This window comes from Sinorhizobium numidicum, from assembly GCF_029892045.1.
In the GTDB taxonomy this organism is placed as follows: Bacteria; Pseudomonadota; Alphaproteobacteria; order Rhizobiales; family Rhizobiaceae; genus Sinorhizobium; species Sinorhizobium numidicum.
This window is the reverse complement of record NZ_CP120367.1, coordinates 150,226-164,273: the sequence shown is the minus strand read 5'-3', so window position 1 is coordinate 164,273 and position 14,048 is coordinate 150,226. Positions and strand designations below refer to the sequence as shown.

Sequence of the window (14,048 nt, the reverse complement as noted above, 5' to 3'; positions counted from 1 at the left end):
GAATAGCTAGAGCACGTCCGTTGGTGATGTCAGGTTAAATGCGCCAGGAATATTTATGGACCGACGCCTGGGGAAGGCGGCCGCGCCGGCAACGGCCTTTCAATGTGCGATCGCCTATGCAGATGGACGGCGATGGCTGAGTGTTTCGAGTGCGGCGGAACGAAGAGATTTCGGACTGCCGAGAAGACGGACAGGAAGCGTTGCAGCCCGCCTGGCGATCGAAATCCCTGCAGGACCCGCTCTCGTTTTCGCAAAGGCAAATGCGAATTTTCGGCGCGATTGTTCAGGCCCTTGCGCGATCGCTGCTCGACGGCCGGCATGACCTGGCGTGCCGCGCCATGGGAGCGAAGCTGTCAGTGACGATGCGCTTTGGCAGGCATCCCAGCTTCTTCAGCCAGACCGCGTGGGTAACAACCGAGGCCGGAAAACGACGTCGTTTGTAACTGCCAGTGGCTTGGATCATGCCTGCCGATTATCAGCCAACGGCTTCAGCTATCGTTAACCTGACATCACCCTCTGAGGCGCGGGAACGTCGTAGCCGCCGCAAAAGTCGTTTCATTGGCTCATAAGCTCACAAGCTTCAGTTCCACTCGATACATTATGCGAGTACAGAACGGGAACAACAGAGCGAAGGTACCAGGCGACTGCACGCACGATCAGCCATGCTTCGAAATGCCGGCCTTTGAAACCGGCCTTCGACTGGCCCGGCCGTTTGTCAGCGATCGCATTCAGAATCATGGGCACGCTCCACATTAGTTTGAGCGCAAAAATCCCCGGTCATGGTAGCTCATTAAGCACGAAGGTTTGCGAGAGGGCCACCGAGCGGCTTGGACGGAATATCACTGTTCTTTGCCGGCGACGCGTGCGGGGTGCTTCGCCTTCGGTCTTCTTCAAATACTCGGCTCCAAAATCAATCTCCAGAGCCGTCCACATCGGAAGATGGTCGGAAATCCGATATGTGCGCCAGGCTGTCGCGTAGCATTCCGCCCTGATTTCTGCGTGAGTGCCAGTTCCAGGCCGACTCGGTGATTGCCGCGAGATTGTATTGCGGCTCCCAGCCAAGCACCTCGCGGGCCTTGTCGTTGTTGGCGACAAGCGTCGTCGAGTCGCCTTCGCGTCGTCCGGCATAGCCGACATTGAACGGCCGTTTGGCCACCTTTTCGATCGCGCTCAGCAGTTCCTTGACCGTTGTTCCGGTACCGGTTCCAAGGTTGAGCTCGACGCTCTTACCGCCGTCGAGGAGATAGTCGACTGCACGCACATGCGCGTCCGCAAGATCGAGGACATGGATATAGTCGCGCACGCAGGTCCCGTCGCGGGTATCGTAATCGGTTCCGAACACCTTGAAGCCCTCCCGCCGACCGAGCGCCGCTTCGATCGCCAGCGGTATCGCGTGGGTCTCCGGTTCGTGCCATTCACCGATGCGGCCCTCGAAATCGGCGCCTGCGGCATTGAAGTAGCGCAGGATGACGGAGCGCATGCCCTTATAGAGGCCGTAATCCTTCAGTGCTTGCTCGCAAATCCATTTCGTCCGGCCATAGGGGTTGATCGGCGCCTGTTTGTGGCTTTCGTCCATGGGCACGCTGTCTGGCAGACCATAGGTCGCGCAGGTGGACGAGAACACGAAGGCGTCGATCCCGGCTGCGAGTGCTGCCGACAGCAGGGTCAGCGTGCCGATCACATTGTTGTCGTAGAAGGCGGCCGGGTCCTTCACGGATTCGCCGACCTCGATCATGGCCGCAAAATGCAGGATGGCGCGCGGCTGATGGTGCGCCAGGACCTCGTCGAGACGCTGCCGGTCGCGGATGTCCCCCTTTTCAAGCACGCCCCATTTGACGAACTCCTCGTGGCCATTCGAGAGGTTGTCGTAAACGATCGGCCGATAACCCTTTTCAGCAAGTTGGAGGCAGGTATGGGAACCGATATAGCCGGCACCACCGACGACGAGAATATTGTTGTTCTGCACGGGCAACCTCTTGGGATGACTTGGGAAGAGACTGCGAAAGGCGCGTAGGCTCCGCAGCGGCGAGTTTCCAACACATTGTGAACTTCCTGCAACAAAACGGCATTTTCTCCGGGTACCGCCGCCGTTTCGACGACGGATACGGATCACAGTTAGAATTCGTCATCCCCCCGTTTCCACATCTACACCACGTTAACGTTGCCCTACCCGTTAATGTCATCAAGGAGCAATTCAGGATGAAGGCGGGGGAGCTTGGCGGTTCGGCAGGCGCTCGACGACGTTTGCGACGGCCGAGCGGGAAGCGGCGAGCGCGCGCAGCAGGCGTTGCCGACGAAGGGCATGCGCACGAGGGCTGGGTCCGTTCGCCAGCGCCGTGCGGGCGTTCCGTATCGGCTCGGCCAAGTTGGCGCTCACCTCCGGCAGCGCCACCACTTCTGCCTCCAGCCGGTCGAGATAGGCGCCGAGCCCGTCCGCCGCCGCTTGACGCAGGCGGGCGGTAGGGGCAGCGTAAAGCTTGTCCGCCGCCCAGCGGAGGTGCTCCTCGGCATGCCGGTGCAGCGCCTGTGGCTGCTTGTAGGCCCGGTGGTCGCCGAGAAGCCCTGCGACATAAGCCACCTCGCCAAGCTCGCCGCAACGCCACCACAACTCCATGTCCTGCAGGTACTGCCAGGCAGGGTCCCAGCAACCCGCCTCGAAGAAGACATCAGTTCGGATGGTCGCGCCCGGCATCGCAATCATGTTGTTGAGCAGCAGCAGCTCCCGGAACGCTTCGCCATTGTTGCTGTAGCTCCACGGGAAGCGGCGACCGGCTATGGGCGCGCCGTCATAGGTGATCTGGCGGAAGCGGCCGTGGACCAAGGCCGGGCGGCGCCTTGCCGCGTGCCCAATAGCCTGCAGCGCGCCCGACGCCAGACGATCATCTGCATGCAGTGTGACGAGGTAATCCGCATGCGACCCGGCGGCGTAGGCGCGGTTCCAATTGTCGGTGCGGGAGACGGTGTCCTGGTGCAGCGCCGGCCGCAATCGGGGCGACGCATGGGCCTCGATGATCTCCCGGCTGCCGTCCGAGGAGCCGTTGTCGCAGACATGCACTTCGAAGGCCAGGTAGTCCTGCGAGAGTGCGCTTGCGAGCGCCTCGGCAAGGGTCTCGGCATTGTTGAAGCAGGGAATGATGATGGCGAGCGAGGGTACTTTTGTGGATGGCTGGGCTGTCATGGCTAACTCCCCTCCGTCTTTCTACGGCGTGTCGCTGATCGCTGGCGAGCGTGCCAACGCCTCTCGCGTACCGTGCCCCCGGGCGTTGGATCGGACTAGCGGGCCGCGCTTAAATTGGGGAACAGCGTGGCACCCTCCGTCCAACACTGGATCATCTACCACACTGCTTCCCATAGTCCTTGGTAATGCCGCGTCTAGTCGGCCAGGCTGGCCCCCTCTAATTTGACATCCAACACCCTGTGTGCTGGCAAGCAGCGTACGTCGAGCCCCTGAGCCACAACGCCGTTCAGCATGGGGCAGACAAAGAGCGCGCCCTGGTGCGACAGCGTCGCGCGATGGTGCAGGCTGTGCGCAAAAGCCGCATGGAAGACAGCGACGTCGCGAAAAGCGTAAACACCGGCCGACGCGTTCCCGGAGATGACCACCTTCTCCTTCGCCTCCTGCATCCGCCCATCCGGCGCAAGCCGCAAGTAGCTGTATTGCGGATGGCGGGAGGCGAAGGTCAGCGCAAGGCCGCCCAGAGCGGGATCGGCTGTGAAAGCTGCGGCCACATCCGCATCGCTCTCGAATATGATGTCGCAAAGATCGACGATGATCGGTGCCTCCTGCCGGGCGATCAGCGTTGCGCCCGCCACGGCGCTCCAGGCGGCGCCGCCGCTGGCATGCGACAACCACACGATCCTCGCCGCAGGGTACTCCGCACAGAGCGTCTCTCGCGCAAAGCGCTGCGACGCAGCGGTGTCCCGCAGAACGAAGACGGGCGCTGCGGTCGCGCTCCACCATGGACGTGCCTCCAATGTGGCGCGCAGCAGCGTCGTGCCACCAACCACCATCTCAGCCTTCACCGAGCCATCGGGCCGCTCAAAATCCCGTCCCGCCAGGGGAATGATAACGTTCAGCGGCGTCGAAGGGCCATGTCTCGCGCCAGCATCAGGCATAGGCTGGCTCGCGGCCCTGCAGGTACTCGGCTAGATCCTCTGGCGTGCCCAGGCCATGCATGCTGCTCTTGTCGATCTCATATACGCCGATACGCGCCCCATTCCGGATGGCGTAGTTGTAGGTCGGGCAGACGTAGAACTCGCCATTGGTGCGGTCGTTGTGCACCATCATGTCGAGTGCCGCCTTCATGTAGTCGCCCGCGCGGCGAAAGAAATAGATGCCTACCGTCGCGAGATCGGAGATCGGCTGCTTTTCGGCGACCCGCAGCACCAGGCCCTCCGCATCGGTTTCTGCGAACGACCATTTCGGATCGCGTTTGCGGTCGCGGAAAACGAGGATTGATCCGTCCAGGCCTCGCGAGATGCAGTCATCGATGAAGTCCCCGATGCGCATGTCCACCACCTGGTCGGAGTTGGCGATCAACAGCGGTCCCTCTTCGTCGATTTGCTGGCGAGCTAGCAGGACGGTGCAGGCAGTGCCCTCGGTGAGCCGATTGACCGGAACGATGCCTACGCCCCGCGAGCGAAGCTCAGCCACCGCATCGGGCTGACTGTGCAGGTGGTCGCGGAGCAGCAGTACAGTCGGGCGGCCACCCGGCGGCAAGGCGTTGTCCAGCACATGTTGAATCATCGGCCGGCCAAGCACGTCGATGAAGGGCTTCGGATGCTGGAAGCCGACTTTGGCGAAGCGGCTGCCCCGTCCGGCCGCTGGCACCACCAGCTGCACCGACCGGCTGGCATGCGTGGAGGACAGACGCTGCACGCCATTCACCTCGAAATTCTCGATCATCTTCGGGTTGTAAAAACTGTGGTACTGGTCGGCGCTGATGGTGGCCGAGACGACGCGGCCACCATCGAGGATTACCTCGTTCAACGAGGAGCTGACATAGTAGCGCCCTTCCACGGTGACCCCGTGCCGCAGCGCAGCGGCGGCCGCCTTGAAGAACAGCTGCGCCTCGCGGAAATAGTAGCATCCGGCGATCGCCTGGTTGCTGATCACCTCCTTCTCGGAGGTGCGGTTCACCAGACCGTCTTCCCCAAGGGTCGCATAGGACCAGCGCGGATGGATCGTCTCAAACGTGATGATGCCGGCATCCGCCCCGGCCGCCTCGAACTCTGCAATCACGGAAGAGAGACGGATGTCGATGATCTGATCGCTGTTGGCGATCACCAGCGGCTCGGTCGGGTCGATGACGTCGATCGCCATGAGACAGGTACAGAGCGCTCCGGCGGTCGGCCCCTTCAACATCAACATCTGCGAGCGACCGCCCGTACTGAGGTCGAAGATCCGCTCGTAGGAATATCGGACGGCCTCTTGCTGATCGACGACGAACAGGAAGCGTGTCTCGGCGCCGAGCGACTTCATGTTCTCGATGGCCCATTGGATCATCGGCTTTCCCGCCACTTCGATGAGCGGGCGCGGATACGCGTAGTCTTCCGGGCTGAAGTAAGAGCTCGGGCCGTTGGCCGGGAATAGCACGATCATGCCGCCACCTCCGATACAAGCTTGATCTCGGAAACGATCCTGGCGTACACGACATCGGCCGGCGAGCCGACCTGCAGGACATGCGCGCCGCTGTCGCGCGCCGCCTTCAGGCCGTATTCATTATCTTCCAGGATCATGCATTCCCTCGGCTGCAGGCCGAAGCGCTCCATCGTGGTAAGGTACATCTCCGGATCCGGCTTGGAGCGGGTGACGTCCTCGTTCGAGACGATCAGGTCGATGTAGTCGATCAGCCCGGCGCGCCGCATCATGGATTCGACGGTGTCGCGGATCGAGTTCGAGCAGACTGCGATCTCGTAGCCCTCATGCTTGAGACGGCTGAGGGCGTATTGATGCGCGAAGACCGGTCGGCAACGCGTGTAGATCAGCTCCATCGTGTAGTCCTGCTTCAGCGAATGGATCAGCTCGCTGAGGCCATGCGGCAGACCATTGGAGCGCGACAGTATCTCCAGCTTGCGGCGGGTCGGCAGGCCGTCGAAGGTGGCAAGGTGCGCCTGATGGTCGATCGGCATGCCGAAAAGCTCAAGCGCCCGGTTCAGTGCCTCGTAATGCCATTCCTTGGCATCGATCAGCACGCCGTCCATGTCGAAGAAAACACCTCGGATCATTGAACTTCCTCCTGATGCATCCAGGCGAAGCGCTGCTGCGCTAAATCCGGCAGGTCGGTGCACAGCATCAGTCGCTCAAGCGGCAGACCGCCCATCGCGGCACGTCGAAGCGCGGCCGACCACTCGGTCCAGGCCGCTTGCTGCGGACGCTTGTGCAATTCCGGCGACACCATCGCAACAAACTTGCCGCGTGCAAGATCATCGATGGCGCGCTCGATCGAAGCGGGCGCCTCGGTGAAGGAGTCCACCCACACGCCCTGGCAGCGTTCATAGAAGGGCGGATGGCGCTCAACCTCGCTGAAGCGGGTGAAGACCGGCAGGGCGGTTTCGAGATAAGGCCTGAGATCCGGGACCGACGCGTCAAAGACGAAGGCGCGGTTCATGACGCCGTAGCGTGCGAGCAGCGGCACGAGCGCGGAGCAGAGACCGTCTGCCTTGATGTTGATGGCCAATCGGCCCGGCGCGCCATGCGCCGCATAGCACTCGAGCACGCGCTCGAAAGGCAGGGCTCCGGTTGCGGGGGGATCGTGCGAAGTGACGAGGGCGCCGCTTAGATCGCGAACGTCCAGCTCGACGCCGTGGCCGGCGGCAAAGGCCTTATCGAAGGCTGCCAGGGTGTTTCGCTCATGGGGCGCATGCCACCAGCCACGATGCGCAAGGATCATCATCGGTCATGCACCCCGGCCAGACGGGCCGTAATGCCTGCGCCAGCCCCGTGCTCAGCGCCTGCCCGCGTGCTGTTTTCGCGTCGTGCTCTGGTCACCATCTTTCACTTCCCCATCGCGGCTAATACCAGTGCGACTTTGCTGCACTGCGATGAGGCTGTATGTGACCAAGGTCATAATCATTAACAAAATATTCTGATAGGAAACCCACTGAATATAGCGCAAGTGATTGATTATCTAGTCTTGTTTCGGATCGAAACGTCTTCGGAAAGAGTGATTTTGCAAAAGTGATCCTCAAAGAAAATAATCCCTTTCTGACTTGCCGATGTTCTTTGCTGTAGTGCTGGAGATGCCCGTTGCGCTTTTTATTTGGCGGCAGAGACGTAACTGAGGAATGTCGTGCTATCCCCGGTCTCGGCGTGCCTTGGATGCGCCGCCGATGAGGTCGTCAGACACCGTAACCGAGCCGAAGGTGGGCCAGGCGGCAGGCCGCTCATCCAGTTCACGCGATGCGCTCTGGGTATCCGGCGCCCGCTTGGTCAGCCAGCTCTGCGGCATCGGCGCGCTGCTGATCGCCGCGCGCATCCTGTCGCCTGCGCAGGTCGGCGTTTTCGCCATGATTTCCGCAATAGTGCTGCTGCAATCCAAGGTCGCTGAGGCGGGGTGGAGCGAATACCTTATTGCTGCGCCGCGCGGCAGGGAGTTGCCCGCGACCATGCTCTATTGCGCACTCGCGAGCGGCGTCGTCTTCACCCTCATCGGCCTCTGTGGGCTCGCCGTCTGGCTTGTCTGGCTGGAACCCGAAGGCGCCACATTCCTCACCCTGCTCTTGCTGATGGCCACTATCGTTCCCGGCACGTTCATCATCTGCCAGAGCGGTGTGCTGGTGCGGGCACGGCGGTTGCGTGACCTTGCCTGCTATCAGGCGGTATCCGAGCTCTGCGGCCTGCTCGTGACTGGTGGAGGATTGCTGCTGGGGTGGGACATCGTCGCACTGGCGGCGGGGCGCTGCTGCGTCGTGCTCGTCGCTCTGATCATGTCTACGAGCTTTGCGCGCTGGCTGCCTCGCTTTGAATTCCGGCTGAGCGTGGCCCGAGAGGCCTCGGCCTATTCAGCGCGTCTGCTGATGTCCCGGCTGATACAATTCGCGCAGAGCTATGGAGCGGAGTTCCTGATCGTGTTCTTCATCGGCGTGACCGAGGTTGGCCTCTATCGAATCGCCAGCCGCATGGTGGGCGCGGTGACCGAGCTGATCTCCGAGCCGGTGCGAATGTTGGCCTGGAGCTATTTCTCGCGCCAGCAGGGCGACGCAGGGGGCTTCGAGGAGTTGGGCCGCCTCACCGGGCTGATGTTGGCTGCCACGGCTTTCGCCGCACTTCCGGTCTTCCTGGGCCTCGCTGTGGTCTCGCAGAGGCTCGTGCATGTGCTGCTCGGCGAGCAGTGGATCGCGGCCGCCCCGGTTCTGGTCCTTTTGGCCGCCGCGCGGGGCATTGCTGTCGTCCAGATGCTGAACGAGCCTGTGCTCAGCGTCATCGGCCGCGTCGCCCTGTTGCCGCGCCTGAACATGCTGTTTACTGCGGCGAGCCTTGCCTGCCTTGGAATCGCAGGTTGGATCAGGCCGGAACTGCTCGACATCGCCATCGCGCAGGTGGCGGCGGCGATGCTGACCACGGCTGCATCGCTCCATGCCCTGCAGCGTGGCACGGGGTTCCGCTGGCGGCCGCTGCTGCGCAGGATCCTGCCGGCCGGCTTGGGCGCGTGCCTGATGGTCGCCACGGTCGGGGTGTTGCTCCACACGACGGGCGGCTTCCGCCTGCTTCCTGTGATGGAATTGCTGGTCGGGGTGGTGGTGGGCGGCCTCGTCTATGGCGTCATCGCCTGGCCCAGCGGCCGTGCCTTGATGGCGGAGCTCAGCCAAGTGACGGAACCCACTGCAGCGCCGCGCGTCTTGTCAGACGCGCCAAGGACGCTGTAGCCCTTTGAATTCCTTAAATCGGCGACGATTTAGGGAGACATGCAGTAGCGAAATGCAGCTCACATCTAAAGCACGTTGCATTCAATCGGAGCCCGCAGTACACGCCAGTAGGCTGCTGCGCCTCGTCGGTTCCCGTACGGCAGGGCTTCTCCTCCGATCCTCATTCCTGTGCTCGTCACAGGAATCCAGCCAGTCCAAGTCCCTTGGCTGAAAGAACTCTTCCGCGCCGCGCCGCTGCTGGATCCCTGTGACGAGCACAGGGATGAGGGCGAAAAAAGCATACAACAAACCCATTACGTTACTGTCGTGTACTGTGATAAGAGCCGGGCGACGCGCTTTAAGTCTTTGTTTGCATGCATGTCGTTGCCCGAAACCGCGGCACACTTTCGGGCGATATGCATTAGGCCCGCCCAAATTCGTCTACGATGCGGATGATGTCATCCTCCCCGAGGTAGGAGCCCGTTTGCACCTCAATCATCTCGAGCATGATCTTGCCGGGATTGGCGAGACGATGGATCTCGCCCTGCGGGATATACACGGACTCGTTTTCGCGAACGATCTTGAGGTCGTTGCCAACGGTGACTTCCGCCGTCCCTTTGACACAGATCCAATGCTCGGAGCGATGATGGTGCTTCTGCAGCGAGAGCTTCTTGCCGGGCGTCACGAACAGCCGCTTCACCTGGAAACGGTCGCCATTGAGGACTGAGGTGTAGCCGCCCCAAGGGCGGTAGGACGTCGGATGGCTTTCCGTCAGGCAGGCGGTGGTCTTGGCCGACGCCAATTGCTTCACGAGCTTACCGACATCCTGGCTTTCGCAGAGCCGGCCGACATAGACTGCGTCTTCACTGGCGATGACGGCGACACCCTCCAGCCCCTGAACGGCAAGGTGGTTGGTGCGCGTCATGACAAGCGAGTTCTTGGTGTTGATGAGCGTTACATTGCCGGAACTGACGTTTCCGTTGTCATCGCGGTCTCCAAGCTTCCAGACCGCATCCCAGCTCCCCAGGTCCGACCAGGTGAAGGACGATGGCACGACGGCAGCATTGGATGTCCTTTCCATGATCGCGTAGTCGAAAGAAATATCCGGGCACAGCATGAAGGCCTCGGCATCGAGGCGCGTGAAGTCGAGGTCGCTTGAGGCTTTTTCCACCGCCTCTCTTGCTGCCGTTCCGACCGCCGGCGCTAAACCGTGGATTTCGTTCAATACCTGGCCTGCGGAAAACATGAAAATCCCGGAATTCCAGACGAATCCGCCCGTCTCCACCATCCCTTGCGCCTCCGGGAGGGCAGGCTTTTCGACAAACTGCTTTACGACATGCGCTCCACCCGGCAGCGCGGCGCCAATTTCTATATAGCCGTATCCGGTCGCCGGTTCTGTTGGGGTGATGCCGAAGGTCACCAGTTTGCCACCGGCTGCCGTCCGCTGTGCCACGCGGATCGAATCGAAATAGGCGGCATCGGCCACGATGTCGTGGTCGGAGGCCAGCACCTGCAGGACTGCGTCGCTCCCGAAACGTCGGCTTACCAGGGTTGCAGCTGCGGCGACGGCGGGCGCTGTATTGCGCGCAACGGGTTCCAAGAGGATGGCGGAAAGCGCGATACCGATGTCGCGAGCCTGTTCGGCGACGAGAAAACGGAAATCCTCATTGGTGATGACGACCGGTGCTTCATAGAGCGCCGGGTCCGAAACGCGAGAAAGAGTGGCCTGGAAAAGGGTCCTGTCGCCCACGAACTGGATGAACTGCTTCGGAGCACTTGCGCGCGACAGTGGCCAAAGACGTGTCCCCTTGCCGCCTGCCATGATCACCGGAACTATCCTGTTGCTCATTCGAATATTTCCAGTGTGTTCAAAGGCATAGGCTACCGTTCTTGCTTCCCGCCCACTCACGGATCAGTCCAAGCCCCTGATCGAGCAGGATGTTGGCGGCCTCTTCCGTTTCGGCTTCGACGTAGCAGCGCATCTCCGGCGCATTGCCCGAGGGCCGGAAGTGCATGATCCGGCCATCGGCCAGCGTCATGCGCAGTCCGTCGATCTCGCTCTTGGCCGCGACTGGAGAACGCGCTTTGAGAAACCCGCCGAGATTGCCGTCAGAGGTCCTCAGATGTGCCATTAGTGCCGCGCTCGCCTCTCCCGGAACGTTCTCGTGCCTGCCGGCCGCCGCGAAGGGCAACCGATAGCCGGCAGCGACCTCGGAAAGCGGCCGCTTCTCCTGGATGGCATTGGAGAGCGCCGCGAGCACCGGCAGGAAGCTGTCACGGGTCGGCAAGGGGCTAAGCCTGCCGGCCGCCACAGGAAATTCGGAACCAGTGAGGACGCCGCCATTTGCCTCGAAGCCCATCACGGCATCAGCGTTGCCCTCGAGCGCCGAGAGTATGGCGGCGATCACGAAGGGCGAACCAACCTTTGTTCGGACGACCCGGAAATCCCCCGCCTTCTCGATCCCGGAATTCGACGTAACCGGTGTAACGACGACCTTCGCGTCCAGAAACCTGGCGGTCATCAGCCCGAGCAGATCGCCACGCAGCGGCGCGCCCGTCTCGTCAGCGACAAGCGGTCGGTCACCGTCACCGTCGGCCGAGACAATGGCGTCGAGCTTGTTCTCCCTCGCCCAGGATCTGAGAAGACCTATGGTCTCGGGCGAGACAGCTTCGGTGTCCACCGGGATGAAGCGGTCGGAGCGACCGAGCGCAACGACCTCGGCGCCGTAGGTCTTCAGGACCTTCCCCAATAGGTCCCGGGCGACCGTCGAATGCTGGTAGAGTCCCACGGTGAGGCCGCTGAGGGCGCCCGGCGGAAGCACGATCGTGTTGCGCTTCAGGAAGAGCGCCTCGATTTCGGTTGAGTGGTCCGGCGCATCTGCGGGAGAACAGTCGACCTCTCCTTTGTTCAACTCCGCGGCAATCGCGGTGATGTGCATCTCGTCCTGTTTGCCGATCTCGCCATCGGACCGGTAGAACTTGATGCCGTTGCGGTCTGCAGGGATGTGCGAGCCCGTAACCATCAGCGAAGCTGCCCCAATGTTCAGCCCGTAGAGCGCCAAGGCCGGCGTCGCTACTGCACCGCATGCAAGTGGCCTTAACCCTTCACGCTTCAGGGCGCCGATGCAGGTTGCGGCAATTCCCGGGCTTGAAGCGCGGAAATCATGGCCGACGAGCACCGGATCACCCGCCCTGATGCCGCCCGCCCCCAACAGGTGCCGGACGAATGCCGTCGTATAGAGCGATGCCGTCCGTCCTTCGAGATCAACGACAAGCCCGCGAAGACCGCTTGTTCCGAATTTCATGAGGTTCTCGCAAAAAAATCCGCGCCGCCATCGACGTGCCATCGCCGGAAGCAGTCGAGGAGAGCGCAGTAAATTCAATTCTTTACAGACGAGCGAAGCCGTGGCCGCAGCCGAGCAACACGCTCAGGCATCGTTCGCCGCAAACCGATTCGCCCGGTCGGCACGCAACCGCCTGGACGGCTGTCTTGAGTCAGCGGTCTCGCCACCGGCCTTTGCCGGGGATCTCACTCGCTCCGGATCAAGCATTCTCCATTCGCGCTCGAGTTTGATCAGGAGACCGACGGAATCTAATAAAACCATGTGAAACCCTGTGGTAATATTTCACGCCTCAGACAACAGTATTCGGCGGACGATCGAACAATTCGCATCGAATAAATTACAATATACGCATCCTGCCAGAGAAAATATGTGACCTAGGTCACTCCCATCACTCGGATCGACTCTTCATTTGATTTCAAATATTCTTCGTCAACTTGGAATCGATTCTTGAAATGAGCGAAAACTATAGCGCCGCGCGCCTGATCAGACGAGCAAAGGACGGCAAGCGTCAAAACAATGGGCTAGAGCGAACGAGACCCCGGGGTACGAGGGTGAGTCCGGCCAAGCCTTGCAAGAGCGATTGGCGTGGTCGATGTGCCCGATGTTCTTTGATCCTCACGGCCGTTTCTGCACTCGTGATAAACGAGGTAAAGCACCGCAAAGAAGTATCCGAGCTGCATCAAAACAAAGCAGCCGCCGGCATATTTGAGAGCGGGCCACACCGAGCTCTCGGAGAAATAGGTGATCAGGCCGGCTGCGAACGTGGCAAAAGGGATCTGAACGAAGACAGCCGGAGCCGCCATCAATTGGACAAACCTTTTCAAGACTTCTCCTCACGTGTCGCGGAAGCTTCCAAGGGAAGCGGAGGTGCGTGACGTTTCGGGCGCGGACTCCCGATCTCGGGGCCAACATCAAGGTACGAGTCCTGCGTCGGCACAATTGGCCTCGCGCGTGCCCCCGAAGGACGCGCCGTCAAGCAGTTCAATTTTCCGCACTTTGGGCTTTGCGCTTATAAACGTGAATGTAATCCACCAGGAGATATGAGGGGTTCGGCGTCTCATCGATCGGCCAGCCCGGGCCGAGAGCAAGATTCACCAGCGGGAAGAAGGGCATATGAAATTCCGGCGGCGTTTCAAAACTCCATATGGACTTGCGGTCCAAATAGAACGTCGACCTGCCTGGGGTGATCTCCACACCATAGGTGTGGTATTCGTTGCTCAGCACACCATCCTCGACGGTGGTCAAGTGGCCGTCCGTGGTGTGCTGCGCTCCCTCGCCCTGCCTCCAGACATGATAGCCACTGCTGAACTCCCCGGGCGCCCGTCCGTAATACTCGATGACGTCTATCTCAGCCGTGAACGTTGATCGATCGAGACCGATGAGCCAGAAAGCCGGCCAAACTCCCTTGCCCGGCGGCAGCTGCATCCGTGCTTCGAAATACCCGAACTGCTGAGCAAAGCCCTCACCCTTTGGGTTCGTCGAAGCCAGAAGGCCGGAGCGCCATTGTCCGTCGGCGCCCTTGCGCGCCTCAATGCGCAAGATGCCTGCGTTGACGGTAAACGGAAAGCCCTCCTCCGGGTCGTGGAAGCGAGCATCGCCGAAGTCGCCGTTCCAAGGCGTGTGCGCAATCCAGCGTGAGCGGTTTTGCCCCCAGGCGGAGACGTCCAGCTGATCGAAATCTTCCGTGAATGTGACCTCAAAGTCATCCAGATCGATCGGTTCCTGGGCGAGGCCCGGTCTGCCTGCCAATCCTATGGCGAAAATGCAGGTCAATGAGAGCGTCCTGGCAGATTCTGTGAAGCGCATGTGGTTTTTCCTTCACGACAATGGTGGCGAGCGTCCTGTCGGCCGGTGAGA

At 61.2% G+C, this 14,048-nt stretch carries 10 protein-coding genes and 2 pseudogenes; 1 reads left to right on the top strand and 11 read right to left on the bottom strand.

The annotated features are described in order from the left end of the window. Positions 1-53: 53 nt before the first annotated feature. The 8 genes and pseudogenes from PYH37_RS00805 to PYH37_RS00770 form a co-directional block, all read right to left on the bottom strand. Positions 54-394, bottom strand: a pseudogene (locus tag PYH37_RS00805) (DDE-type integrase/transposase/recombinase); the annotation flags it as partial. A gap of 233 nt (positions 395-627) precedes the next feature. Continuing rightward, positions 628-738, bottom strand: a pseudogene (locus PYH37_RS00800) (IS6 family transposase); the annotation flags it as partial. Between the two features lie 172 nt (positions 739-910). After that, positions 911-1,966 carry a UDP-glucose 4-epimerase GalE gene (gene galE, locus PYH37_RS00795; protein WP_280731574.1) on the bottom strand — a complete coding sequence of 352 codons (1,056 nt, stop codon included), beginning with the start codon at positions 1,964-1,966 and terminating at the stop codon, positions 911-913. Positions 1,967-2,194: 228 nt separating this feature from the next. Continuing rightward, the gene (locus PYH37_RS00790; RefSeq protein WP_280731573.1) at positions 2,195-3,178 is read right to left on the bottom strand and encodes a glycosyltransferase; all 984 of its coding nucleotides are present in this window, start codon (positions 3,176-3,178) and stop codon (positions 2,195-2,197) included. Positions 3,179-3,372: 194 nt separating this feature from the next. Beyond that, on the bottom strand, positions 3,373-4,116 hold the full coding sequence (locus PYH37_RS00785; RefSeq protein WP_280731572.1) for a glycosyltransferase family protein: 744 nt from the start codon (positions 4,114-4,116) through the stop codon (positions 3,373-3,375). Next, on the bottom strand, positions 4,109-5,602 hold the full coding sequence (locus PYH37_RS00780) for a glycosyltransferase family 2 protein (RefSeq protein WP_280731571.1): 1,494 nt from the start codon (positions 5,600-5,602) through the stop codon (positions 4,109-4,111). Before PYH37_RS00780 ends, PYH37_RS00785 begins: the two co-directional genes overlap by 8 nt. Next, the gene (locus PYH37_RS00775; protein ID WP_280731570.1) at positions 5,599-6,228 is read right to left on the bottom strand and encodes an HAD family hydrolase; all 630 of its coding nucleotides are present in this window, start codon (positions 6,226-6,228) and stop codon (positions 5,599-5,601) included. Before PYH37_RS00775 ends, PYH37_RS00780 begins: the two co-directional genes overlap by 4 nt. Next, entirely contained in the window at positions 6,225-6,896 is a 672-nt protein-coding gene (locus PYH37_RS00770; RefSeq protein WP_280731569.1) for a PI-PLC domain-containing protein, read from the bottom strand. The genes PYH37_RS00775 and PYH37_RS00770 overlap by 4 nt, the downstream gene beginning before the upstream one ends. A 436-nt stretch (positions 6,897-7,332) precedes the next feature. Between PYH37_RS00770 and PYH37_RS00765 the strand changes: the two genes are divergently transcribed. Beyond that, positions 7,333-8,868 carry an oligosaccharide flippase family protein gene (locus tag PYH37_RS00765; RefSeq protein ID WP_280731568.1) on the top strand — a complete coding sequence of 512 codons (1,536 nt, stop codon included), beginning with the start codon at positions 7,333-7,335 and terminating at the stop codon, positions 8,866-8,868. Positions 8,869-9,268: 400 nt separating this feature from the next. Here PYH37_RS00765 and PYH37_RS00760 read toward each other — a convergent pair whose 3' ends face one another. The 3 genes from PYH37_RS00760 to PYH37_RS00750 form a co-directional block, all read right to left on the bottom strand. After that, the gene (locus tag PYH37_RS00760; protein WP_280731567.1) at positions 9,269-10,696 is read right to left on the bottom strand and encodes a mannose-1-phosphate guanylyltransferase/mannose-6-phosphate isomerase; all 1,428 of its coding nucleotides are present in this window, start codon (positions 10,694-10,696) and stop codon (positions 9,269-9,271) included. Between the two features lie 19 nt (positions 10,697-10,715). After that, positions 10,716-12,152, bottom strand: a complete 1,437-nt coding sequence (locus PYH37_RS00755) for a phosphomannomutase (RefSeq protein WP_280731566.1) — start codon at positions 12,150-12,152, stop codon at positions 10,716-10,718. A 1,020-nt stretch (positions 12,153-13,172) separates the two neighbouring features. Beyond that, complete coding sequence (locus tag PYH37_RS00750; protein WP_280731565.1) at positions 13,173-13,997, bottom strand: glycoside hydrolase family 16 protein; 825 nt, start codon at positions 13,995-13,997, stop codon at positions 13,173-13,175. Positions 13,998-14,048 lie beyond the last annotated feature (51 nt).